This window comes from Halobacteriovorax sp. YZS-3-1 (assembly GCF_047084945.1).
Lineage (GTDB): Bacteria > Bdellovibrionota > Bacteriovoracia > Bacteriovoracales > Bacteriovoracaceae > Halobacteriovorax_A > Halobacteriovorax_A vibrionivorans.
This window is the reverse complement of the sequence record NZ_JBKIYI010000002.1, coordinates 856,054-879,531: the sequence shown is the minus strand read 5'-3', so window position 1 is coordinate 879,531 and position 23,478 is coordinate 856,054. Positions and strand designations below refer to the sequence as shown.

At 34.9% G+C, this 23,478-nt stretch carries 29 protein-coding genes; 12 read left to right on the top strand and 17 right to left on the bottom strand.

Annotation, left to right across the window (positions count from 1 at the left end; translation table 11 throughout):
• Positions 1-219 precede the first annotated feature (219 nt).
• Together ACMAZI_RS14310 and ACMAZI_RS14305 are read right to left on the bottom strand one after the other, a co-directional pair.
• The gene (locus tag ACMAZI_RS14310) at positions 220-777 is read right to left on the bottom strand and encodes an adenylyltransferase/cytidyltransferase family protein (RefSeq protein WP_114706388.1); all 558 of its coding nucleotides are present in this window, start codon (positions 775-777) and stop codon (positions 220-222) included.
• A gap of 3 nt (positions 778-780) precedes the next feature.
• On the bottom strand, positions 781-1,095 hold the full coding sequence (locus ACMAZI_RS14305) for a hypothetical protein (RefSeq protein WP_334679243.1): 315 nt from the start codon (positions 1,093-1,095) through the stop codon (positions 781-783).
• 69 nt (positions 1,096-1,164) lie between these two features.
• Here ACMAZI_RS14305 and ACMAZI_RS14300 point away from each other — a divergent pair, with 69 nt between their 5' ends.
• Both ACMAZI_RS14300 and ACMAZI_RS14295 read left to right on the top strand, forming a co-directional pair.
• Positions 1,165-1,509 carry a hypothetical protein gene (locus tag ACMAZI_RS14300; RefSeq protein WP_334679244.1) on the top strand — a complete coding sequence of 115 codons (345 nt, stop codon included), beginning with the start codon at positions 1,165-1,167 and terminating at the stop codon, positions 1,507-1,509.
• A complete protein-coding gene (locus ACMAZI_RS14295) occupies positions 1,509-1,919 on the top strand; it encodes an NINE protein (protein ID WP_114706390.1) in 411 nt (136 codons plus the stop codon). The genes ACMAZI_RS14300 and ACMAZI_RS14295 overlap by 1 nt, the downstream gene beginning before the upstream one ends.
• 39 nt (positions 1,920-1,958) lie before the next feature.
• On the opposite strand, the gene ACMAZI_RS14290 is transcribed toward ACMAZI_RS14295, so the two are convergent.
• Positions 1,959-2,525 carry a hypothetical protein gene (locus ACMAZI_RS14290; RefSeq protein WP_114706391.1) on the bottom strand — a complete coding sequence of 189 codons (567 nt, stop codon included), beginning with the start codon at positions 2,523-2,525 and terminating at the stop codon, positions 1,959-1,961.
• A gap of 222 nt (positions 2,526-2,747) precedes the next feature.
• Between ACMAZI_RS14290 and ACMAZI_RS14285 the strand changes: the two genes are divergently transcribed.
• Complete coding sequence (locus tag ACMAZI_RS14285) at positions 2,748-2,969, top strand: hypothetical protein (protein ID WP_114706392.1); 222 nt, start codon at positions 2,748-2,750, stop codon at positions 2,967-2,969.
• Between the two features lie 13 nt (positions 2,970-2,982).
• Here the strand turns inward: ACMAZI_RS14285 and dtd are convergent, their stop codons facing one another.
• Positions 2,983-3,417 carry a D-aminoacyl-tRNA deacylase gene (gene dtd, locus ACMAZI_RS14280; RefSeq protein WP_412474372.1) on the bottom strand — a complete coding sequence of 145 codons (435 nt, stop codon included), beginning with the start codon at positions 3,415-3,417 and terminating at the stop codon, positions 2,983-2,985.
• Entirely contained in the window at positions 3,417-5,348 is a 1,932-nt protein-coding gene (locus tag ACMAZI_RS14275) for a hypothetical protein (protein WP_412474371.1), read from the bottom strand. The genes dtd and ACMAZI_RS14275 overlap by 1 nt, the downstream gene beginning before the upstream one ends.
• 132 nt (positions 5,349-5,480) lie before the next feature.
• On the opposite strand from ACMAZI_RS14275, the gene ACMAZI_RS14270 reads away from it, so the two are divergent.
• The 5 genes from ACMAZI_RS14270 (at position 5,481) to ACMAZI_RS14250 (ending at position 9,280) form a co-directional block, all read left to right on the top strand.
• Positions 5,481-5,936, top strand: coding sequence for a DUF533 domain-containing protein (locus tag ACMAZI_RS14270; RefSeq protein ID WP_412474370.1), 456 nt, complete (start codon positions 5,481-5,483; stop codon positions 5,934-5,936).
• A gap of 77 nt (positions 5,937-6,013) precedes the next feature.
• The gene (locus tag ACMAZI_RS14265) at positions 6,014-6,670 is read left to right on the top strand and encodes an inorganic pyrophosphatase (RefSeq protein ID WP_114706396.1); all 657 of its coding nucleotides are present in this window, start codon (positions 6,014-6,016) and stop codon (positions 6,668-6,670) included.
• Complete coding sequence (locus tag ACMAZI_RS14260) at positions 6,651-7,646, top strand: YceI family protein (RefSeq protein WP_114706397.1); 996 nt, start codon at positions 6,651-6,653, stop codon at positions 7,644-7,646. The genes ACMAZI_RS14265 and ACMAZI_RS14260 overlap by 20 nt, the downstream gene beginning before the upstream one ends.
• A gap of 95 nt (positions 7,647-7,741) precedes the next feature.
• Complete coding sequence (locus ACMAZI_RS14255) at positions 7,742-7,933, top strand: hypothetical protein (RefSeq protein ID WP_133296905.1); 192 nt, start codon at positions 7,742-7,744, stop codon at positions 7,931-7,933.
• Positions 7,934-8,005: 72 nt separating this feature from the next.
• Positions 8,006-9,280 (top strand): ectonucleotide pyrophosphatase/phosphodiesterase, encoded by a 1,275-nt coding sequence (locus ACMAZI_RS14250; protein WP_114706398.1) that lies wholly within the window; start codon positions 8,006-8,008, stop codon positions 9,278-9,280.
• A 57-nt stretch (positions 9,281-9,337) separates the two neighbouring features.
• Here ACMAZI_RS14250 and ACMAZI_RS14245 read toward each other — a convergent pair whose 3' ends face one another.
• The 3 genes from ACMAZI_RS14245 to ACMAZI_RS14235 form a co-directional block, all read right to left on the bottom strand.
• Positions 9,338-10,207: a hypothetical protein gene (locus ACMAZI_RS14245; RefSeq protein ID WP_114706399.1), complete on the bottom strand. Its 870-nt coding sequence runs from the start codon at positions 10,205-10,207 to the stop codon at positions 9,338-9,340.
• A 114-nt stretch (positions 10,208-10,321) separates the two neighbouring features.
• Positions 10,322-11,545: a chloride channel protein gene (locus ACMAZI_RS14240; RefSeq protein WP_412474369.1), complete on the bottom strand. Its 1,224-nt coding sequence runs from the start codon at positions 11,543-11,545 to the stop codon at positions 10,322-10,324.
• A gap of 44 nt (positions 11,546-11,589) precedes the next feature.
• Positions 11,590-12,048: a VOC family protein gene (locus ACMAZI_RS14235; RefSeq protein ID WP_114706401.1), complete on the bottom strand. Its 459-nt coding sequence runs from the start codon at positions 12,046-12,048 to the stop codon at positions 11,590-11,592.
• Positions 12,049-12,195: 147 nt separating this feature from the next.
• On the opposite strand from ACMAZI_RS14235, the gene ACMAZI_RS14230 reads away from it, so the two are divergent.
• Entirely contained in the window at positions 12,196-12,534 is a 339-nt protein-coding gene (locus tag ACMAZI_RS14230) for a 30S ribosomal protein S20 (protein WP_114706402.1), read from the top strand.
• Between the two features lie 31 nt (positions 12,535-12,565).
• On the opposite strand, the gene ACMAZI_RS14225 is transcribed toward ACMAZI_RS14230, so the two are convergent.
• Together ACMAZI_RS14225 and ACMAZI_RS14220 are read right to left on the bottom strand one after the other, a co-directional pair.
• The gene (locus tag ACMAZI_RS14225; protein WP_114706403.1) at positions 12,566-12,805 is read right to left on the bottom strand and encodes a hypothetical protein; all 240 of its coding nucleotides are present in this window, start codon (positions 12,803-12,805) and stop codon (positions 12,566-12,568) included.
• A gap of 134 nt (positions 12,806-12,939) precedes the next feature.
• Positions 12,940-14,850, bottom strand: coding sequence for a hybrid sensor histidine kinase/response regulator (locus tag ACMAZI_RS14220; protein WP_158536819.1), 1,911 nt, complete (start codon positions 14,848-14,850; stop codon positions 12,940-12,942).
• 321 nt (positions 14,851-15,171) lie between these two features.
• Here ACMAZI_RS14220 and ACMAZI_RS14215 point away from each other — a divergent pair, with 321 nt between their 5' ends.
• Complete coding sequence (locus tag ACMAZI_RS14215; RefSeq protein ID WP_114706405.1) at positions 15,172-15,918, top strand: endonuclease I family protein; 747 nt, start codon at positions 15,172-15,174, stop codon at positions 15,916-15,918.
• Between the two features lie 52 nt (positions 15,919-15,970).
• On the opposite strand, the gene ACMAZI_RS14210 is transcribed toward ACMAZI_RS14215, so the two are convergent.
• From ACMAZI_RS14210 to ACMAZI_RS14190, 5 genes are all read right to left on the bottom strand, one after another.
• Positions 15,971-16,327 (bottom strand): hypothetical protein, encoded by a 357-nt coding sequence (locus ACMAZI_RS14210; RefSeq protein WP_114706406.1) that lies wholly within the window; start codon positions 16,325-16,327, stop codon positions 15,971-15,973.
• A 2-nt stretch (positions 16,328-16,329) separates the two neighbouring features.
• Positions 16,330-17,073, bottom strand: coding sequence for a phosphatase PAP2 family protein (locus tag ACMAZI_RS14205; RefSeq protein WP_412474368.1), 744 nt, complete (start codon positions 17,071-17,073; stop codon positions 16,330-16,332).
• A 110-nt stretch (positions 17,074-17,183) separates the two neighbouring features.
• A complete protein-coding gene (locus tag ACMAZI_RS14200) occupies positions 17,184-17,612 on the bottom strand; it encodes a host attachment protein (RefSeq protein ID WP_114706408.1) in 429 nt (142 codons plus the stop codon).
• A gap of 111 nt (positions 17,613-17,723) precedes the next feature.
• A complete protein-coding gene (locus ACMAZI_RS14195) occupies positions 17,724-18,170 on the bottom strand; it encodes a GNAT family N-acetyltransferase (RefSeq protein WP_334679252.1) in 447 nt (148 codons plus the stop codon).
• Positions 18,171-18,172: 2 nt separating this feature from the next.
• On the bottom strand, positions 18,173-18,421 hold the full coding sequence (locus ACMAZI_RS14190) for a hypothetical protein (RefSeq protein ID WP_334679253.1): 249 nt from the start codon (positions 18,419-18,421) through the stop codon (positions 18,173-18,175).
• Between the two features lie 192 nt (positions 18,422-18,613).
• Between ACMAZI_RS14190 and ACMAZI_RS14185 the strand changes: the two genes are divergently transcribed.
• Positions 18,614-19,915, top strand: a complete 1,302-nt coding sequence (locus ACMAZI_RS14185; protein ID WP_412474444.1) for a hypothetical protein — start codon at positions 18,614-18,616, stop codon at positions 19,913-19,915.
• 20 nt (positions 19,916-19,935) lie between these two features.
• Here ACMAZI_RS14185 and ACMAZI_RS14180 read toward each other — a convergent pair whose 3' ends face one another.
• Positions 19,936-20,343, bottom strand: a complete 408-nt coding sequence (locus ACMAZI_RS14180; RefSeq protein WP_114706412.1) for a GFA family protein — start codon at positions 20,341-20,343, stop codon at positions 19,936-19,938.
• A gap of 174 nt (positions 20,344-20,517) precedes the next feature.
• Between ACMAZI_RS14180 and ACMAZI_RS14175 the strand changes: the two genes are divergently transcribed.
• Positions 20,518-22,506: a DEAD/DEAH box helicase gene (locus ACMAZI_RS14175; RefSeq protein WP_412474366.1), complete on the top strand. Its 1,989-nt coding sequence runs from the start codon at positions 20,518-20,520 to the stop codon at positions 22,504-22,506.
• An 80-nt stretch (positions 22,507-22,586) separates the two neighbouring features.
• Here the strand turns inward: ACMAZI_RS14175 and ACMAZI_RS14170 are convergent, their stop codons facing one another.
• The gene (locus ACMAZI_RS14170) at positions 22,587-23,366 is read right to left on the bottom strand and encodes a hypothetical protein (RefSeq protein WP_412474365.1); all 780 of its coding nucleotides are present in this window, start codon (positions 23,364-23,366) and stop codon (positions 22,587-22,589) included.
• Positions 23,367-23,478: the final 112 nt, after the last annotated feature.

Genomic DNA, 23,478 nt, shown 5'->3' with positions numbered 1-23,478 from the left:
AGCCTTAATTCTTAGCCTTAATTCTTAGCCTTAATTCTTAGCCTTAATTCTTAGCCTTAATTCTTAGCTTTAATTCTTAGCTTTAATTCTTAGCCTTAATTCTTAGCCTTAATTCTTAGCTTTAATTCTTAGCCTTAATTCTTAGCCTTAATTCTTAGCCTTAATTCTTAGCCATAATTCTTAGCCTTAATTCTTAGCCTTATTATAAACAATCTTCTCTTATTTATTTTCTCGAATCTCAGTAGAACTCAAGTCCTGAAACTCATGAGGCTCTAGATAAATCACCTCTAGCTTAGGGTTATATTCTTTAATAACCTTCTCAACCTCACGATATTGGGCCATCTTCTCTTCTCTAGGAACAACATAGACCTTGCTAAGCTTTTGACATACTTTCTCAACTTCATGCCATTGCAAGAACGAACCAAATGTATCATCACCCATAAGCCAATTAACCTCAGGGTAGTCGACTTCTTTTAACCATTCATACGTAGGCCGACGCTGCTTCTTTGCCCAAAAGCCCGTATAAATCTGAAAACGATCTTCAGTCATGTACTTAATCTTCAAGTACTCACCATATGGATCGTCTTGCTCATTAGACTTCCAATGACTGTAGTCGAGAACAATAATGATATTATCCTCAAACTTAGAACATTGGTTAAGACATTCAAGATGTCCTTTATGAAATGGGTGAAAGCTCCCACCAAAGAGAGTTACTGAAGTTTTTTCTTTTGAGGAAAAAAGCTCAACCTGATTTGCAATTTCTTCTAATTTACTCATTTATTAGAAGTCTTTATCTTGAAGAGTCTTGCGGCCACTTTGCATCGCGCGCTCAGCTGCTGCATCACACTTTACTCTAACAATATCAGATAGAACCTGCATCACGTTGGCCGAAGTATTAAGGCCATGTTTGTCTTTGATATATTTCTTAAGTTTTGAAGCAACAATTAAAATTTCTTGATCATTAAGCGGCAGAGTTTTCTTATCTCCACCAACTAAAATTCGTCGCGGCTCTCGCCTTTGCTTGTTATCCTGCTCGCTCACGTTATCTCCATTTAAGTCATCAGTATTTTGTGATTTAAGATAATCAACTTTCACATATATCTCCAAGTCTAGTATAATTATATTGTATAGGAAATTTAAATCTAATAAACCAACGAGCAAATTATGAAGTTCTCTTGCGAATTTAACGATATTGAGTATTTTTTCCAAACAGAAATTGGTGCAAATACTAATGATAAATACCATCTCTTTCTTTCTGGTTCGAAGCTTACCAAGTATCAAAATGAAGAAATGCGCTTTCACACACTTTACATCAATGCAAAATGTGAAGGTAGTGAACTAAATTTCATCATCACTGGTATTCCCCTCTCTTTAGAAGAAGAGGAACAAATTGAAGAATTGGAAGACTTCTTTGAGGCAAAAGAGATTTTTGAAAAGATTGAAAACTCATTTGATCAAATGTTATCTGACAGTAAGGCACCTCCATGGGCAACTAAGGAGTATAAATAATGAATCAAAATACACTACCTAATAATACTCACAGTAAAGTCATGGGCTATATTCTATGGCTATTTGGCTTTATGGGCTCTCACCGCTTCTACTATGGTAAACCTGTTTCAGGAACAATCTGGATGCTAACTCTAGGTCTTTTTGGTGTGGGATGGCTTATTGATATTTTTCTCATTCCGGCCATGGATGAAGAATGTGATGTACGCTACTACGACGGAGTATTGGACTACAATATTGCTTGGGTTCTCCTAACTTTCTTAGGAGTCTTTGGTTTTCATAAGTTTTACCAAGGTAAAATTATTATGGGAGTTCTCTATCTCTTAACTGGTGGATTCTTCCTATTCGGGATTCTATACGACTTCTGGACTCTTAATGAACAAATAGATGAAATAAATAAAAAGGGCTTCTAAAAAGAAGCCCTTATATTTTTGCTTGAATATTTTTTTAGTCTAGTAAATAGCGCAATGTCCTCTATAAAGATAAACAGTATCTCTACTAACATCTGTTGAGCTAAATGTTGAATAAGTCTGACCTGCATCAGTAAAGTCTAGAGCAAATTCCTTAGTCACTGTATCAACACGATATTCAACGTGAGTACGTCCTGGGAATCGACGATAGATTGTACGACACTCTCCACGTCTGTTACAAACAACTTGTGGATGAGTAATTTCACAGAACTCACTACGATGACGGATTGGACCTGTTTCAACTTCAGTTGAAATTGTTCCAGCAATGTCATAATTTAATGAAGTATCAAGCTTGTCTAAAAAGAATTCACCATTTGATGGAAGCTTAAGCTTATCATCAAACTTAACTTTTAGTTTTTCATCTGCAACTTTAATAACCATTTTTCTCTTACCTACAAATTTAACCTTTGTACGGTACTCACCTGGAGCTAGAGTTAGGCTATCTTTTGATGTTTTTAAGTTTAATTCTGAAGTGACAGATAAATTACCCTTAAATTCCTTACAGCTAAATAAAATAGTCATAAGAAGGGCCATTTTTAAAAATTTCATTTCTCCCCCTAAGTTAAAATAAAAAATATTTATCAAACGTAATTTTGTTTGTCCATACTGGCACAAATACTATGAAATATGTACTCATTTTTAAAACTTCTGAAAAGATGACCTAGAGCATGTTTCAAAAAGTTAAGAGAGGTTAAGATATTACTAGACTTTATTTTAAAATTGTTTAATATATTCGGGATATCGACAACTTAAACCTACTACGGAGACCTTATGGCAAACGCTAAAGTTTACGAAACTTCTATTGTACCTAAGGGTGAAATGCTTGAGCCTGTTAGAAATCAAGAAATGATTGCTTCATCGATGACGATCGAAGTACTTCACATCGCAACTTTTTTTGTTATCTTTGCTTTTATTTTTGCAGGGATCTGGAAAGCAGCTGTTGCTATTGAAAGAAAAGAAAAAGCATCAGAAAACTCAAAAGTTACAGCATAACTTTTATCAATTCTTAGAATTCAATATGAAATGTCACTGGCCCGTCGTTATTTATGACGACGGCCATGCTTTCTCCAAAAATACCAGTTTCTACTGGAACTTTTTCATTTAGTAATTTAACAAATTCATTAAATAAATTCTGAGCGACTTCAGGTTTGGCACTTCCATCAAAACTTGGACGATTCCCCTTCTTTCCATTCCAAGAAAGGGTAAATTGTGAGACGGCCAAAATACTTCCCTCAATATCAACAACGGATTTATTCATGCGTCCGCTTTCATCAGAAAAAATTCTTAAGGCGACAATCTTATCAGCGGCTTTTTTAAGAGTCTGCATTGTATCATCGTGTTCGATACATACTAAAAGGTTAAGACCTTTCTCTATTTGGCCGACGATTTCATTATTAACTTTGACTTGGGAACTTGAAACTCTTTGGACAACTATCTTCATTAAACTTTCTTATATTCTTCAATTTGTTTTAATTCATATTGTTTTTTTAGATTTTTAATTTTTTCTTCGTAACTAGATACGAGTTGATCTCTAAGCCTTTTAGAATCACTCATCTGACGCTCTAATTTCTTTTGGGCCATATTTAGCTTACGGCGCATATCTGTATTATGATCGGCCGTCATTTTCTGTTTTTCCATATTATGGTTATGAGTCATACGTGAAAGCTTAACTTCATTTTCTTGTTTCATCATCTTAAGCTTTGTGTTGAAATCATCACGAAGTGATTGGAAACGCTTCTCAAACTGATCCTTAATATGATCAACACTATCCTTCATCTCAGCTCGTTGCATACGGCTTTGCTCTTGAAAGAACTCATTTTCAGCTTGTTGTCTACGCTTGCCTGTTTCAGTAAGCATATGAAGCTTCTCTTCTGTTTCAGCAAGTGTTTTCTTAAGCTGTGCCTGTTGGTCTTGAAACTTCTTTTCATAAGAAGCTTGAATATCACCGATCTTTTGATCCATCTCTTTTTGATGAGTCATAAGTGTATCTTCATACATACGACGATTACGAGCATTAATCTCTTCTTTCTCTTCTCTAAATGATTCCTGAAGAGAGTTTACGGTTTCCACACTCTTTTCTTCTGTACGAATAAGATTATCTCTAAAGTGCTCTCTTTGACTCTGCATTAGATCACGATATTGATTTTCTTTATGAAGCATATTATCTTCAGCAACTTTCTTTTCATGAGTGATATTGCGATTATATTGTGCTTTCTTTATCTCATGTTGTTTTTGAGAACGTGCCTGAATCTGATCCATATTCGCTCTCATATCATCTTTAAAATTAATAAAGCGCTCTTGTTGATCAAGGGACTGCTCTTTAATTCTCTTTGTAACACCAATATCTTTTTGAACTAACTTTCGTTCAAAATCATTAATAATATCAGCGTTTAATTGCTTTAGACGCTCAAGCTTCTGCTCGTAAGTATCTTTTATGCCTGCATCCTCAACGGCCTTCATTGATTGAGAACTTTTAAATCGAGCAATATCAACATTGTGGTTACTTTTAATATCCTCACGCTTATTCTTTTCTGCGCGAAGGATATCACTGACTTCAACTTGATGAGCAAGCCTTTGTTCCTGAAGATTTTTTTGTGTTTTAAGGTGTAGGTCGCGAGCAATCTGATCAACGCCTTCTTGCTTCTTATTTAATTCTCTAACATATGATTCGTTGGCCTCTTCTAAAGCTTGCTTCTTCGTTTCAACAAGGAAGTCTTCACGTCTTTTGCCTTCATCAACTACCTTACGTAGTGTTTTATTAGCATCATTTTTTAACTCATGATTTTCTAGAGTGAATTGAGACTTTAATTCATTTAATTCTTTTCGATTCTTTCTAACTTGCTCTTTTTCAAGTTTAGCAAAGTCATTATTTAACTTCTCAGTCGATTCTTCACTATGCTTATGAAGTTCCTTAATCTTATCTTGAAAGCGGTCTTGGTTTAACTCGACACGCTCATCTGCTCTTCTTTTTTGAGAAGTTAGGCTATTAGAGAATGTCTTCTCTCGCTGCTCAATTGTATCTGAATATGACTTTTTTAAAGTAGATAGCTTTTCATCAAAGTTTGTTTTTTGCTCTTTTGAAACTTTACGAAATTCTTCTTGTGTTTGCTCATTCTTATTGCGAAAGAATTCTTTAGATTTAGCGATGGCCTCTTTGGCCTTCTTGGCAGCAATCTCTAATTTCGATTGATTATCTTTGATGAGAGCATCTTGTTTTTTCGAGTATTTGTGCTTTAGAGTATTTAACTTCTCTTCGTTATTATCCTCTAGGTTCTTAAGATTTTCACGATATCCTGAACGAATACGATCAAGCTGCTTACGCTGCTCACTATTCATCTGTGAAATTTTCTTAGAGTAATCTTCTACTTTCATAAACCTATATGCGATAAAAATAATCGCCCATTAAAACACTTCTTTATTATACCTTCTTTATAGGATGCTTTTTACTAGGCAAAGTATATCCTCTATAAGTCATTGAATTCTCAATTATGTTAGTATTTTAATATGAATGAGCTAACAGATACAAAGAAATACGAAAGTTTCCTTAATATGTGGAGAACCCTAATTGCGCTCTCTCATCTCGATAATATTGTTTCCGAGCAAGAAAGAGAGCTTATTCAGGAATTTATCCATAATGCAAAGTTAAATGAAGAGGATAAGGAGATCTTACGTCAAGATCTTGAACAACGTCATCGACCAGACGAGTTCATTGGGCATGTTAATTATCCGGCCCACCTCTCTCAACTGCATCACTTAGCAAATATCCTATTTCGTTCAGATGAGCTCGATCCTAAAGAAGAGGCTTACCTAAAGAAGATTCTTGCAGAAATAGAGACTAAGATTGGTATTTACAATGCCACGACACAAAGCGCCGAAGCACTGAAAAAGATGTCTCAAAGTGAGATTGAAGTCAAAAGAAAGTCGGCCTTTGCTGAAATCATCAAGTTCTTTACCAAATAAGATTTGAGCTCCTATTTACTTCCTAGTTAATTCTCTTTGTGCTAAGTTATTGGCAAATATTTTTCAAAGGATTAATAATGAATAACGCAGAGCTAAATGAGTTTTTAGAAAAGTACGGACAAATGTTTAGACCAAATCCATGGCATGGTATCAAGACATGGGATGACGAATCAAAGAGAGTTCTAAACGCATATATTGAAATCACACCAAATGACCGTGTTAAGTATGAAGTTCATAAAGAAAGCGGTTACCTAATGGTTGATCGTCCACAAAAGTTCTCAAATATTATTCCACAACTATATGGATTAATTCCACGCACTTACTCAGATAAGAAATCTGCTGACTTTGCTGAGTCAGAAACAGGAAGAACAGGAATTGTTGGTGATCTAGATCCAATTGATATCTGTGTTCTTACAGAAAAGAATATTAAGCAAGGTGATATCCTAGTTAACTGTGTTCCTATTGGTGGTTTCAGAATGCTAGATGGTGGTGAAATTGATGATAAAATCATTGCTGTTCTAAAAGACGATGCAATGTTTGGGCACATCACAGATGTAGATCAAGTTCCAACTGCTGTTTTAGAAGAACTTAAGCACTACTTCCTAACTTATAAAGAAATTCCTGTAAAAGAAGGTGAAGCAAAAGTTGAAATCACAGACCTATACGGTGCTGAAGATGCAATGAAAGTAATTAACCTTGGAATTGAGGACTATAATGAAAAATACGTTAAGTAAGAAATATAAAGGGTGCCAAATTTGGCACCTTTTTTTTGCACTAATTCTTTGCCTGTCTTTTGTAAATGTACATCCAGCTTCATATATAGTTAACAAAGAGCATTCTAAGTTAAAGTTCAAAGTTAAGTATATGGCCTTAACAGACGTTGAGGGACAATTTGAAGATTATAAAATCTACTTTGATATGAAAGATAAGACCATCTCAAACCTTGTTGGCCAAATCAAAGTTAATTCGATTAATACTTTTGATAAAAAGCGTGATCAACACCTAAAAAAAGACGATTTCTTTGATGCAAAGAAATATCCTGTAATTAAGTTTCAGTCTGTACAACCATTTTCAATAAAAGAAAAAGAAGTAAAAACTGAGATCCAGGTCAAAATTAAGAAAGTTCAAAAAACAGTACCTGTGAAAATCACTTATCTTGGTAAAAGAAGCGATCCATGGACAGAAAAAGAAGGACATTATTTTCAAGGCAGCTTTATCATTGATCGTTTTGATTTTGATATCAACTGGAGCAAAACTTTTGATGGCGGTAACGTCGTGGATAAAGATATTCATATCAATTTTACAATTGAGGCATACCAGTCCAATGAAAAGCCTGCGTTTTCGAGATTTTATCTACCAACAAACTCGGTAAAAAGAGAAGTATCCCTTGATGCTAAAACATCAGGGGGAGATCTCATTATGCCAGAAAAGAAGGCCACAAAGTCCCCTGCTCCACAAGAGTCTAGTAGCTATTCAGCGCCTATGAATATCACACTCACCCTTTTTTCAACGGCAATTGTTTTCGCATTGGCCATTGGTGGAGGCATTTGGGGTCAACAGAAGCTCGTAAAGCTTATGGAGTCCAAAAATATCTCAGATAATTTAACGTTCTTACTATCCACAGTTATCGTAACAACTTTTATTGCAGTTATCTTCTATATCACTACTAAATACACAGGGATAGGAACTCACCCACTTTTTAACAGATAACAAACCTTAAGAAATCCTTTAGAACTCCTCTATTACCGGCTTTCTTAAGAAAAAATTTACTTGTTCTTAAACTTTCAAATTATTAGAATTCTTCAATGAAGAAGATTGAAAGGGAGGTTTCTACCATGACGATAGAAACAGTAGAGTACCAAGTAGTTGACGGGATCATTTTTACAAAAGATATCGATGGCCTATTTCGCCAAGAAATTGATATTCCACTTGATCATATAAGAACATTGAAATTCGCCTATCAAGATATCGAGTTTGATGATTATAACTGTTATTAATTCCTAATATACAAAAGTTAGGATCATCCCTTAAAATGTCATTATTAATGACTTAAAATAAGGGATTTATTCATGTTAAGAATTATCTTACCTATTCTTGTACTCTTAATATCATGTACAAAGAATGACTCAGAATTTAAAAATAGCTATCACATAGAAGAGAAGAACCCCAATGCTGCTTCAGTCGAAGAACTTCAAAACATCAACCCAGTTCTTCTCATCTCTCTTGACGGTTATCGTCACGACTACACTAAGAAATATTCACCGAAGTTTATTTCTCAGTTTGCAAAGAGTGGGACACAATTAAAGAGCCTTGTTCCAGCATACCCGACTAAGACTTTTCCTAATCATTTATCTATTGCCACTGGCAGATATCCAATGAATCATGGAATTGTGGCCAATCACTTTTATGCACCTGATTTAAACCAAAGTTACTCACTTAGAGATCGCAAAGCAGTTAAAAACTCAGACTTCTATCTTGCCACTCCAATCTGGTCAGCTGTAGAAGAGCAAGGACTTAGGTCTGCGACTCTATTTTGGCCAGGCTCTGAAGCCGAGATCAGTGGCCAAAGGCCAAGTTATTGGTATGACTATATTCACACAATGCCACATGAGGCGCGAACGAAACAAATCATTGAATGGCTAAAACTTCCTCAAAAGGAAAGGCCATACTTTATTACACTTTATTTTCCAGACGTAGACTCAGCAGGACATCACTATGGAACAAACTCCAAAGAAGTAAAAGAAGCGATTTTAAAAGTAGATAAAACGTTAGAAAGTTTTATTGCCACTGCAAGAAAGATTGTCCCTAACTTAAATATCATCATTGTCTCAGACCATGGAATGAAGGATGTAGACGAAAATAAGAAAGAATTAATTCTTAAGAATGAGGAACTTCTTAGCATGAAAGAGGATTATCGAATCTACGGTTCAGGTCCGATTGTTCAATTCTACTTAAAAGAGAACAAAAGAAATATCTCCCAAGATATTAGCTCTATCAATAAGTTAGCACAGAATTTTAAATGTTTTGATAAAGATTCAACTCCAGAAAAACTACACTTCAGATCAAGTCCAAGAGTTGGTAATTTTGCCTGTATCGCTCAAGATGGATATTGGATTGCCGCAACAGAATTTAAAATGCCTAAGGCCTCTCATGGTTGGGATCAATATTCAGATATGGATATGCATGGAATATTCTATGCAAGTGGCCCCGACTTTAAAGAGAGTTACTTAGGAGAATCAAAAGAGAATATTCATATCTTCCCTCTTATCCTTAGAATCTTAGGTCTTGAAAATCAATATACGATAGATGGAAATCTAGAAAAAATAAAAGAAGTTCTAAAATAAAAAAAGGCAGGTTTTCACCTGCCTTTCTTTTATATCAATATCTAACTTAATAAGAAATTACATATTTTTTGGCTTATACCAACATAGTGGTCTAATACCTGTTTCGTAATTATCGATTCTATTACAAGTACCAATAGTTGCATCTCTTTTAGATACATCTTCATTTAGATCTTTATCACAAAGAGCTCCTTGGAAGTAAGTATCTAGACGACACTGACCTGCTGGGTGCTTATCATCTGTTTTTCTAACTACTGATGAATCTGGAGTTGTAAAAGATACTGGACGTCCAGAGTTTAGAAGAGTTGCTAAACCTTTAGAAGCTTGTGCCATTCTCTTACATAGTGCATTTTCATTTTCATCAGACCATACTGAATCACACTTCTTTTCAACTTCTGGATCGATTTCCATTTTTGAAACGATACGAGCATTATTGTCATCTTGAAAGATTCTTCTGAAACACTTAAGTGATGCCCAGTAATCAGATTGACCTTCGTTTGATGCCCATGATGGGATCCAAAATCTCTTGATCTTTGGAGCACCTGCTAGGTGGTGTCCTAATTCGTGACATACTACTAGTGCAAATCCATCTGGAGATACAAGCTCATGACGAGCTAGACCACCAAACATGTGAACATTCCATACTCCGCCAGCTTGGTTAGCGTATGCATTTACTGTTCCGTCTTCCCACTTGCGGTGAAACTTAAGAGTTGCACCCTCTGTTTCTACTACTGGAGCATAAACTTCATTTGCACGATCGATAATGATATTGAAAAGCTCTTCAGTCATTCCATTACCTGTTAGAGCATCAACTCCACGATACATATCGTTTGTTGGCATGAAACCTGTTTTTCCGTGAATATCACAAGAATAAGATTGAATTGAAAAGATTGCAGTGATTAGTGCAATCAATAGCGTTGATTTTCTCATCTCTTTCCTCCCTGAAAGTATATAATTAAATGTAAACAAGTCATTATAGAAATTTTGAAAACTATTTGAAAAGAAAAAATTTTTATTTGCGAGTTTAAGTCAGAAGCATTTTACTCAACTATTAATCTTTTTAAGAATTTGAGCTGAGTAAATACTTTCCTTACCTGAAACAATTTGAGCAATAATCATGGCAACGATCAGATAGGGTAAAATATGATGGCCAAATATTTCAGCTCCCATAACGATACAAGCGAGAGGTGTATTTGAAGCTGCTCCAAAGACGACACAAAAGCCGATTGCGGCCAAAAGATTAGGGTTTATCGTTAAAACTGATGAAAGCCATGAACCAGCAGTCGTACCGATATACACTAAGGGAGTAAACTCTCCCCCTTTAATTCCAGATATTAAGGATATCGCAGTAAGTAGAAATTTTAAAATAACATCCTTTATTGATACGAACTCAACAAGGGCCTGCTGAATAACTTCGATACCAAGCCCTGTATATCTTTGTTTAGAGATGTCATCTAATACGTAGTAAATCATTATTAATAATAAACTACCTAGAAAAGTTATAAGTAGAGGCTTACCAAAGCTTTTAATAAATGACTTCACATTATCGATCAGTAAAATAAATCCTCTAGCAAGAGCACCAAAGAATAGCCCTGCAATGATTGAATACCAAAGCCAATGCCAATTAAAGTCCAAACTTGTAAATCGTATATAAGTTGAATGAGGTGCATATAGTAAATGAGTCGTGTAAAAGCCAATATATGAAGCGATCAAACATTCCAGAAATGTTGAAAGCTTTATCCTTACATTTAAATAAATTGCCTCAATACCAAAGATTGCACCTGCCAATGGTGCACCTATGGCCGTTCCAAATCCGGCCCCACAGCCGGCCATTAATAGAACGGCACGCTTTCTTTTTGAGTGCTTAAAGAGTTTTGCCAATTGCTCGCCGATGGCGCCTCCCATTTGCACAGCACTTCCCTCTCGTCCAACACTTGCTCCAAATAAGTGGGATATAAGAGTTGAAAACATAATGAGAGGAATCATAATAAATGGTATTTTTCTTTTAGGTCGATGAACCTCATCAATGATCAGATTATTTCCTTGCTCACTAATTGGAGAAAACTTTTTATAACAAAAATTTGCAACGACCATTGCAATAGGTAAGAAATAAATAAGAGCTGGGTATTTAAATCGCGTTGTAGTAACTAACTTTAGAAGATGTAGAAAAACTGAAGAAGCAATTCCTGTTAAAACTCCTAATACCACGAAAGTGAAATAGTATTTTAAGTCTCTTTTTTCATTTAGTTCATCATCTGAAATTGCCATAATTCCATTGTAAGTAGGAATCATGGCAACGTCTATTTATAATTCTACCAAGTTCCAGTGTTTTCCATTTCTTTCCAAGGAGACTTTGGTTCAAGAGCTTCACCTTTTTGAAGTAGCTCAATTGAAATATCATCAGGAGATTTTAAAAACGCCATATATCCATCACGAGGTGGACGATTTATCGTTATCCCCATTTCTTGTAAACGCTCACAAGTTTCATAAATATTTTCAACTCTAAATGCTAGATGTCCCCAATTACGGCTACTATTTGGCATTTGCTCAAAGCTTCCATCTTCATTTGGCCAATTATATGTCAGTTCAATAAGTGGAGACTCTTCTTTCTTTGCTCTTTCAACATCACCAGGAGCACTTAAGTAAACCAGTGTAAAACGTCCAGCTTCACTCTCAATACGATGGACTTCTTTAAGCCCTAATTTATTGCAGTAAAAGTCCATACTTTCATCAAGATTAGTTACACGAACCATTGTGTGGAGAAATTCCATCACGACCTCCTATTTTATCCAATTTTTGTGGTCAATTTTAAACTCATATTAACAAGAAAAATGGCGATAACGTACTAAAATTTCGTAAGGTTTTTGTAGGCCCTGGACCTTATCGTATAATTTTGTGAAGTAAGAAAAGGATACAATATGAAGTATTTAGGACTAGTTGTTTTTGGCCTCTTTTTTAATTTCTCACTACAGGCCAGTGGTGTTGATCGAAATATGACTGCCTCCATGATTGATAAGATGGTAGCAAAAGGAATTATTGGCCCAGAAGAAGCAAATAATGCAAAGTCTAAACTTGCGGCGATGCCTGACCAAGAATGGAATCAATTATCTGACTTAGGAAGAAAGCTTGCTTCAAAGCAGATGAATAACAAAAATGTTGATTTTGATGTAGAAAGCGCGGCAAAGAATATTGATTTTGACTCAAAACAATTCAAAGATATTCAATCTCAAGTAAAGAGCATAATGAATAGTAATTAAATAAAAAGGCCACTATAAAAGTGGCCCTTGTTTAATCTTCTCTAAATTTTTTATCGTGTATTTCTGGATGAACATATTTTTCAAAATAGTCTCGAGATATCCTTTGGCGAGAGTCATCCTTCTCTCTTGAATCTTCAGGAATCTTGTCTTCGACATAAGCCGCTGAGTTTGAGTAACTACCTTCATTTCCTACGCTTGAAATATTTCGATCTTTTTCAGCGTATGAAAATAGCGAACTAAAAATCATGGCAAACAATAATAAACGCTTCATAAATAACCTCCCATTTCCTTCGGGAATTGAAATGCGTTAAGTTTCCCTACAAGTTAATAATACTGCACCTTGGGAGCATTTTAAAGGGCCCGGCAAAATAATGATCAAATCTTAACATTAAGTTTACATTGAATTTATGCTGCCGATTTAAGTTCCTGATTAGACAAGACTTCATTGATCTTTTCAATCAACTGTTCTTCAGTAAATGGTTTATAGATAAATCCATTTACATATTCATATACATCCTTGTCTGAACCTTCAAAATTTAAGTTTACGCACCCACTGGTTAATATGAACTTGGGTTGATTAAGGTTCTTATGTGAGCGAATTTCTCTCAATAACTGTGGGCCATTCATATTTGGCATTTTTAAATCAGAAATGATGATATCGAATTCCTTTGGATCATCTAAGTACATCTCTAAGGCAACTTTTCCATCTTCAGCAGTCTTAGTATTAATTCCCAAGTCCATTAACATCTCTTGTAATAATTCTCTAATACCTTCTTCATCATCAACGACTAAGGCATTACATTTTACACATTTAATTTCTTTAGCTTTAACTTCGACACTTTGATTCATCATTTCTTGCTTTATCTCCTCTTTCTTGGACTCGTCCATATATGCAGGAACGACAACTTGAAACTCAGTCCCCTTTCCAATCTCACTACTAACATTTATTTTTCCATGAAATATATCCTGGACGAATTCACGAGTTAATGAAAGTCCAATACCTGTCCCACGTCCAACGTCTTTAGTTGTATAAAATAGATCAAAAATCCTTTCCTGATCTTCCTTAGTAATACCAGCTCCATTATCTAAAACTGAAACGGCTATGTTTTCGCTATCTGACTTTACGATAACTTTTATGAGTGCATTTTTCCGATTTTCAACGGCATCTCTTGCATTAGAAATTAGATTAATCAGCACCTGTTGAAACTTACCTCTATCTCCTTTGATATAGAGGTCTTCATCAATTGATAGTGAAAGAAGAACTTTAATACCGTCTTTTTCATATAATTCCTTAAGCATTGAAACAGTATCAATACAAAGCGCACTTACATTAAAAAGTTTTTCTGACTCATCAGCATCATCTCTAGACTGACGTGAGAATTTTCTAAGTGCAGAAACGATTCTCTCAATTCTTTTAACTGATTTATCTACCTTTAAGAGTCTTTCGCCGACATCAGTTTGACGATTAACTAGCTCTTTTAACTTCCCTAGTTGTCCAATAATAATAGATAAAGGATTATTTATCTCATGACCTATTCCAGCTGCTAAAACTCCAATTGATGCCAGCCTTTCATTCTGACTAGCTATTTTCTTCTGCGTCGCAATTTCATCATATTGTCTCTCTATTGCTCTTTTTTGCTTTTTAACTTTTAAAGAAATTAATTTTTCTCGTTTTAAAGCTGATTCCACGTTGTAGATAACTAGTCCAAATAAGGCCGCAAATAACGTAAGAATTAAAATATAGTCAAAAGATAAAGTTAGAGATGAGAAAGAAACAGGTTTTGTGACTTCTATATAGTAATTTTGATTACCGTCAACAATAAAAACTTCTTCATTAAAGTAATTCATCATCCCTGAATCTAGATCACTTTGACTAGTTCGTAAGTTAATCCTAATCCCTGAAAGACCACCTTCCATAAGGTCTCTAGGTATTAGTGAATTAAATTTAAACACCATTAGAGCGCGACCTTTCGTGCCGTCAACAGAGCTTACATCTTGAAAGATATAAACATTAGAGGTGTCTTTATCGAAACCAGAAGAGTTTTTACTTTGATATTTACCGCAATTATCTCTTCTACTATTTAGAGTTTTATATGTTGTTCCATCTTCGCCAAAATAACAGATTGAAGAAATATTTAATTTTGAGAGCATATTATTTGTGAAATTATGAAATTCCCACTTATTCACATTTAGTGACGATGAAAAAAATTGTGCAATTGTACTAAGTACTTCGCTCCTTAAATTTCGAGCGGCCACAATCCCTGCAGACAGCTTCCTTGCATCACTTTTAAACTCTTCATGGTACTTCTCCCTCAACACTCCATCCCTTTGAAAGTAGAGAATGACAAGGAAGGCCAACCCAGAGAGTAATAACACAATGGAAATCTTAGATAAGCCACGCATCATTAAGGACCTTTTTTTATATTTACCTAACTCACATCGTCATCTACATAACATTCTAAACTTAATTATTTGTTAACAAGTGTTGTCAAAAAAAAGGCCTTCAAAATATTAAGATAAGTTCCTAATATTTTATTACATATAAGGGGGTCTAATTTTTCTTATTAGACAGATTAATTAAACTGGCCTATAAATTAAGTACACACACAAAGAAAAAAATGACCACTGGAGAAAAAAATGAAGATGAAACTACTCTTCGTAACCCTACTGTCGTTCGCTGCGACAGCAAGCTACAACCCTCAACAACTTAAAACCTTAATTTCAAAATCTTATTCAAATTCAGACTTAAAAAGTAATTTAAAAAGAATGACTTCAGATGGTCACTACAGAAACTCTTATCGTACGGCCCGTGAATACCTCTTTGGAGAACTTCACTTAAAAAGAGATGGAGGCCATGGACAATATATTCGCGATGTTTATTGCGATGAGGTCTACACGAACTCGACACCAAATATCGGAACAATTGGAAGAAATAGAATACCAAATCACCAAGTCGTAAATTGTGAGCATACATGGCCACAATCAAAGTTTGGAGGAGCTGATCAAAGATACCAAGTGTCTGACCTTCACCACCTCTTTCCTACTCAAAGTCGTGCAAATAGCATCAGAGGAAATTATAACTTTGGTGAAGTTGATAGTAAGAATGCAAGACTTGATGATTGTCAGGTATCAAAATTTGACAACCACACTTTTGAGCCACCAGAATTTCACAAAGGAAATGTCGCTCGTGCAATGTTCTACTTCTCAGTACGTTATGGCCGCAGCTTAAACTCTCATCAAGAAAGACTATTTCGCCAGTGGCATAAGCAAGACCCAGTAGATGCTGATGAAAGAGAAAGAAATGAAAAGATTGAGCGTATTCAAGGAAATAGAAATCCATTTATCGACGCTCCTGAACTTGTTTCAGAAATTCAAGACTTCTAATATATTTTTAAATTATAGAAATATGAAGGGCACTTTTAAGTGCCCTTTTTTATTATTTTGAATAATAGACTTGGCAATGAGATGAACACTCTTCGAAGTTTTGAATATCACCGCGCTGACTTAATCTCAATCCTCTTAAATTTGCTAAGAGATCTTCTAACTCCGGTGTCCCTCCACCAAATAAGTCATAAAGCTCTTTTGCTACACCAATCATTGCCGTAGGCTTAACTCCACATTCAATTCCAACAATACAAGAAATTGTACAATGCTTATACTTATCAACTTCTAGATTCTGTGTTTCAAGAACTCTTTTATAATATGTAGCTGATTCAATTGCACAGATTAGTCCATCAGAAGCAAATGACGGAAGTGAAACACAAATTAATACAGATAAGAATAGGTTTTTCATACCTAAAAACTTAATGCATATCCTATGCTTAGGCCATCTAAATTCTCAGTAGGAAGTACTGTGAACCAATATGGTTTTCCATAATCCATATTATTGAAGTAAATCCCCCATGCATAGCTCATCCCAATGGTCATACCAGCTGTAACATCATGAAGATAATGCCACTCGTCGTTTATACGACTAAAAGAGATAAATATTGCAGCGAGATGGGCCAAACTCCCCCACAAAACACCATCCTGCGCTAAAACGACAGAAGCAAATGCAAAAGACGCCGAAGCATGCCCAGAAGGAAAAGAGTCATGCTCTTGAGGATAACCAGGTCTCGTTTCATGAATCATACTTTTTAACGCTACTGTTGTCCCTACAGTATAGAAAGTGGCCTGAAGCATATGAGAAGCTTTTTTAGCGCCTCTAGCACCACCTAATAAGTAGTTGCCTAAGATATATGTTCCATTTAGATAACCATAGCCAATATCCCCGCCAAACTTACCTAAGCCTTTTAGGTGATTCTTAGCAACTGCTCTTCTTTGGATTTCATCAAAGCCTTTAATTTGTTTAAGTAGACGAAGACCAGCAGTAATTGTTGTTCCGGTCCAAAAGATATACTTAGCATCAGTACAAACAGGTGAAGTGAAATCAGATAGGAACCAACCACACTCATTCGCACGAGAGCTGACTGGATTATAGATAAGAAAAAAGAATAAAATTAGAACTCTTTTAAAAAATGTAGACTTAATAAATAGCAAACTTAAACTTCCTTGTTTTTAAGCTTACTTATTTTACAGCGTATTTAGGATGTTTGCCTACACCTACATTTGTTTCAATTAAAAGTCTTAAATACAATGAACTAAATCACCTAAGAAGCGATTAACTTTTTGATTTCACGATCAGAGCGTTCACCAAAGTCCTTATTTGTATATTGAGTGACTTGCTTGCCTAGCTCTTTATCTAAGTTCTTTTTAAGAATCCCTAGAAAGGAAGGTGCCGCTACGATTTCAAGTTCATCAAATTTATTTCTTGTACGATTCTTTTCAAGAAAATCATTGATCTCTTTTGCAAAGCTAATTTCATTATGCTCTTTAGCTGTTGTCTTTGGCGAAAATGATTGTTGTCCATGACTATGACTTTGGGACATTGAACCTCGACGATCAGAAACCTGTTCAGACTCACTTCTTTTGGCCGTAGGATTTTCTAAACTTTCTATTAGTTTTAAATCTTTTCGTTTAATACGCTCATAAACTCGAGCACTAGATTTATTGGCGACAATTACCCATGAACGATTCATAGAGACCTCCTGTATGAGACTATAACCATCATCGCCTGATTTTATAAAAACTACTAACTAATTAAGGTAAAGAATAAGCTTTTTACTTACAATGTGAACATATTTGGAAACTTATATTTCCTTTTCCATGATGATTTGCTCGATACCATCATCTTTAAAACGCTTTTCAAAAATATAGAAACCAAATTTTAAATTAAGACTTATCATTTCAGGAAAACGATCATCTGTATGAGTACGCAATTTTTGGAATCCCTGCTCTCTTACCCATTGATGCTGTCTTTCCATCAGCTTTGTTGCTAACTTTTGTCCACGATAAATTGATGAAACACCACCAATCCAACTATAGAAATAATCCTCGCGATCATAACCAATTTTAAAGGCAATAGGCTCATCACCATCAAAGAAGAACTGCGCAAGAAACTTCTTACAATGACGAGTTTTATCTCGCATTTTTTCTATACTATATGGAAGACTAAAGATATAGCCATTAACCTTTGAAACGATTTCAAAAACTTCATCGGTATTCTTTGTATATTCTCGGTACTCATAATCTGACATATTTATTCAATCCAAACTCGATATGATTTTTTAGGGTCATTAATCTCAAAAAGTGTTTGAGGCCTATAATCACTATCTTTAACTTTTTTGACAATATTCTTAAGATCAATATTTCTTTCTTTTAATTTAACTAATGCAACATCTGGCATTAATGTTTCGATATGCTTTAGAGAATAAATAGGAAGTTTTATATTTGCTTTTTCTTTGCCATCTCTTTTTATGACAATTCGAAGTTTTGTTGCCTTCTGCATATCTCCTCACTAAATTAACACTTAAAAAAATTATCATAGGGTATTCTTTTTGTTTAGGGAATATAGTGACTTAGAATATAAGATAATTTTATTCTACATATACTACACTTGATCATTATTTAGACACAAGACTCACGTAACCCACTGAAATAACATTCGTTTTTTGGCACCTCATCTGCATCTTAACTAATGATGATAAGATTCTTATTTATACTATTCACATTCAACCTCTCAGTTTGGTCAGCAGATCTTCATCTGTTTAATTCAGATGATGTCTTCAATGACAACTTTGCACAAAGTATTCTTTCAGGGGAGCTTAAAGCTGGTGAAAGTATCCATCTACGTGGAAAGAGCGTCATTTACAAAGAAGTCCTTGGAAGTGGGAATACGACCTTAATATTAAAAGTACACGACAATGAAATGGGACAAGATATGGCCCTTAGACTTCCCCATGGAAACCAAGAAAAGAATTATAATATTCATGATGGGAAGCGATTTATAAATCATTCCTTTGCAGGATTTAGTGAGCTAGAAGAAACCAAACTTCCAATTCCAATGATTCATTCATATGAGGATAGCTCTTACCTTCTTGTAGATGTAATAGAAAATGACTTTGACTTGAAAGACTTTCTTACAAATAACAAATCAATACCAGATGTAGAAAAGGCTCATATTGAAGAAGCTCTTTTTGACTTTGCAAAACAAAGTGCAATTTATCAAACTATTGGAGATTTCCATGTCGAACAACTTGTCTATTCAAAGGCAAAAGATAAATGGTTTCTATTAGATTGGTCATCTGGCCATGAATTAGCACGACTGCCATCATCACCAACTCTATTTACTCAACACTTTTTTACAAATAGCAAACGTCCTATCACTGAATACGAATCGAATTTACTAAATAGCTTAAACGAGATTGTCAGTGAAGAAAGAACGAAACAATCAGAACTAGATACAATTGAGCTTGAAAAAATAAAGCAACAACTTAGTGAAATAACAGATTACAAGGGAATCTTAGAAGTTTACAAAGACATTGAAACAAAGCATTTAATGTCTTTTTATACCTTATTACAAAAGGACTTTATCTCCAATCACTTAAACAAATTCCCATCTGGTGAGTTAAAGAAACAAGAGTTAGAGCTACTCCTTAATCACTTAGGAAAGTTTTCTCCTTACTACTTTTCTCAATTTGCAGAAAAGGTCATGGCCAATATTTATGACCTTGATGCATTTATGTTCATCTATAAGAAAATGAATGAAATTGGATTAGACGAAGAACTTGAAGACGATATCTCAAATATTATCTCTGATAATATTCAAAGAATACTCTCTAATACAACAGAGTCGCCAGAGGCCACAGAAACAATTGAAAAGCTTAAGGGTGATTTTGGACTAATCAGCTATCGAACTAAAGATATTCTTGCAAAAGCCCCCGACTTTTTAAGGCCGCCCCAAAGCTGCCAAGAAGTACTAGCGGAAATTCTCAATTCATAAGAATCATAAACTTAGCAACACTACCTAGGCAGCCCTTCAAATGAAGGTAGTTCATCTAACTCATCTTCCCAATTCGCTTTACTTCCAATAAACAAATGAGCATTAGGTTTTATACTAACAGGAACGTCCAAACTACCTGCAGGTACTACAATCAAGTCACCATTATTTTGAATGCTAGGAACAGCTGAACCACAATTAGTACAAAAACTTTTAACGTGTCTTGTTTGAGGTAAATTAAATGTCTTAACGAGGTCTTCTCCAGATAACCAACTTAGCTTTGAATTTGTGGTAAAGAGGTTTGCCGCATGAGCAGATCCTGTATCTTTTTGACAATACTTACAATGACAAAGAAAGAAGCTTTCAAAACTTCCTTCAAGGTCAAATTTAATCTTTCCACATAAGCAAGACCCTGCATTCTTGTTACTCATACTTATCCCTATTAAATAGTTTGAAAGTTGAACAAATGGTATTTATGGCCCTTGTTCTACTATAGTATGCAATAATTTAATAATTGTTGGCAAAAAAGTACTGAAACGCAGTTATTATAAGGAAAGTTAAGAAATTACTTAGATTAATGTGTCATATAGCGTATATTCATTGCTATGACAGATAATATACCATTTGAAGACTTTAATTTAAGCGCAGGCCTCCTTGAATCCATTAAAAAATGTGGTTTTACAACAGCAAGCGCCATCCAAGAACTTACAATTGATCCAATCTTAGAAGGTAAAGACATACTTGCCCTTGCTGAAACAGGCTCTGGAAAGACTGCGTCATTTGCCATTCCTATCATCGAACACATCATTCACGATGACCTCGTGAAAGTTGATGATGTTCACTATGTTGTCCTATCTCCCACAAGAGAACTAGCGCAGCAAACTGCAAAGGTCTTTAACGATCTCGGTAATGACTCTGGAATTAAAACGATTTGCGTTATTGGTGGTGAAAGCCTCGCAAAGCAAAAAGAGCAAATAAATAAGGGTGTGCATATCATTATTGCAACTCCTGGCCGCTTAGTGGACCTACTTAAGCAAAAGGCCGTCCTCATTGATCGCACATACGGAATCGTATTTGATGAAGCTGACCGTTTATTTGATATGGGCTTCCAAAAAGATATCGAATACACTCTTGCTCAAATGCCAGATGACAGGCAATTAATCATGGTATCGGCCACGACTAATATGGCAGTTTTAAATACGGCCTATAAATTTAACTCAACGCCGATTGAGCTTAAGTTAAATGAAGATAATATGGTTGTTGATCACATTGATCACAAGCTAGCGATGGTTAACGAAAATGAAAAGATGGGCCTTCTCGTAAACCTCATCCGAAACCACGAAGACGCATATGCACTTGTCTTTTGTAACACAAAGTTTCAAACACACTTAGTTGCTGAGTGGCTAATCGCAATGGATTTCAAAGCAAAGGCAATCTCAGGTGGACTTTCTCAAAGTAAGAGAACAAAGCTAATCAAAGATTTTAGATCAAAAGACACGACGATCCTTGTTTGTACAGATGTTGCAGCACGAGGGCTTGATATTAAAGATGTTAACCTTGTTATCAATTACGATCTTCCTCAAGATGCTGCTAACTATGTTCACCGAATCGGTCGTACAGGGCGTGCAGGTTCAGAAGGTGAAGCAATAAGCTTTTGCTCTTTTGATGACTGTGAATACCTAGACCCAATTCAAGAATTTATTGGCGATAAAATTCCAAAATTTGAAGTTGGACCAGATGATATTTCTAAGCAGCTTTCAAAGAAGCCATTCATTGATCGTAAAACTTACAAAGTTGTCGATAGAACGACTGGCAAGCCTCTAACTCAAGAGGAAAAAGATAAGCGAAAGAAACCTGTACGCAAGAACGCCCAAAATAATTCAAAGAAGAGAACTCAAGAAAGAGTGAAGAAAACGCCTGTAAATGAGCAATCGACAACAAAACCAGTTAAGAAAATAGAAAAGAAACCAAATACACCAAAGTTTACGATTCAAGCAGACTCTCAAGAAAGTGCAAAAAAAGCCGCTCTTGAATTCTTTAAGATAAAGTATGATTCTCAACTAAGCCTTGATGAATCGACACCAGGACGTAAGAAGTTTTTCTTATTTGGAAAAAGGCTTACAAAGTTCACTTATAGTCTTAGACCAACGTATAAGAAGATCGTGATGCCTTTCTTAATTGATGTGATAAAGAAGGCAAACTTAAAGCTATTTGCAAAATTCTCATTCAATGGAAAGAATATTAAAATCTTCTTTTCAGGAAAAGATGAGAAGATGTTAACACGTGATAATAATGAGCTACTCCAAGCTCTTGAACACCTGACAAGACTACACCTCTACAACAGTGTTGAAGTCCCAAGAGAAGTCAGACTAAACTTTAAGTGTAAGGGTATTAAGAATCAAGAAGACTATCTTATTAAGATGGTTGAGCGCGAGACAGCTAAAGTGCTAGACACTCGTGAGCCAGTCACACTTAAAGCATTAAACTCTTCAGATCGCAGGCTTGTTCATCAACACCTTGATAAGCACAAAGAAGTTAAAACAGTCTCGATCGGTGAAGGCCGAATGAAGAAGATTCAAATAACACTAGTGTAAGTACCTTAATGACTCTTTGATCTTCAATGAAATAATAAATTAACTAATTAATAACAAAGTATTGATTAGTTAATTATGTTTTATTTATTTTTAGACTTAAGATAGTCATAAGTTAATTGGTGATACTTCAATCTACATTTATAATCTCTTAAGATTCTACTATTGTAAGAACAAGTTTCCTTATAGTTTGCTTTCGTATGATTAACCAACGTCTTATAAGCGAGAGTACTTGTCTTTAGAGTAACTATATTCCTTAGCTTGTTGAGGTCATCCTCAGAAATATCGATATCTTGATCAACACCCAATGTATATAAAGTTAACGCTTCCTTAACCTCAATTGATTCTATTTTTTCAATATTTGAATTAATAACATGAATTGATTCACTGGAATCAATTAAACTAAGAGTTTCATGTGCAAGAACTCTATCCTTCTCTATATTTGAAAGCGCTAAAGTTGCATCTTTAAAGTTTTGTAATTTTTCAATACACTCATTGCGAACATCCTTAACAGCATGCTTATAATAATTTAATGAGTAGATTAAAGTAATATCAAAAAAAGACTTATCATAAATAGACTCGACTAACTCAGTATAGTTATCGAATCCAGCGCTATAGAAAACTTGACACTTAACAGTTTCCTCTTTGACATCTTCGTTTAAGCTTATAAATTTAAATTGGTCTGTATAATAGTAAGTATCATCTTCTTCCACGGTAAAAAGATTAAGAAAGTCCTGGTCAGTTTTTGATAAAGAATACGTCTTTCTCGAACTATTTATTAGAAGTTTGCTATTAGCATTCTCAGCTTCATTACAAGAGACAAGAGTAATAAAAACGAAAAACATAATAAAAGTCTTATGCATTATCTATCCTCAGCTTGGTGTTCATCTTGCAAAACTATCACATTCAATAAATATCACTTAATAAAGTTATAGATAATGTAATTTATACATAGTATTCACTCTCAAGCACCTA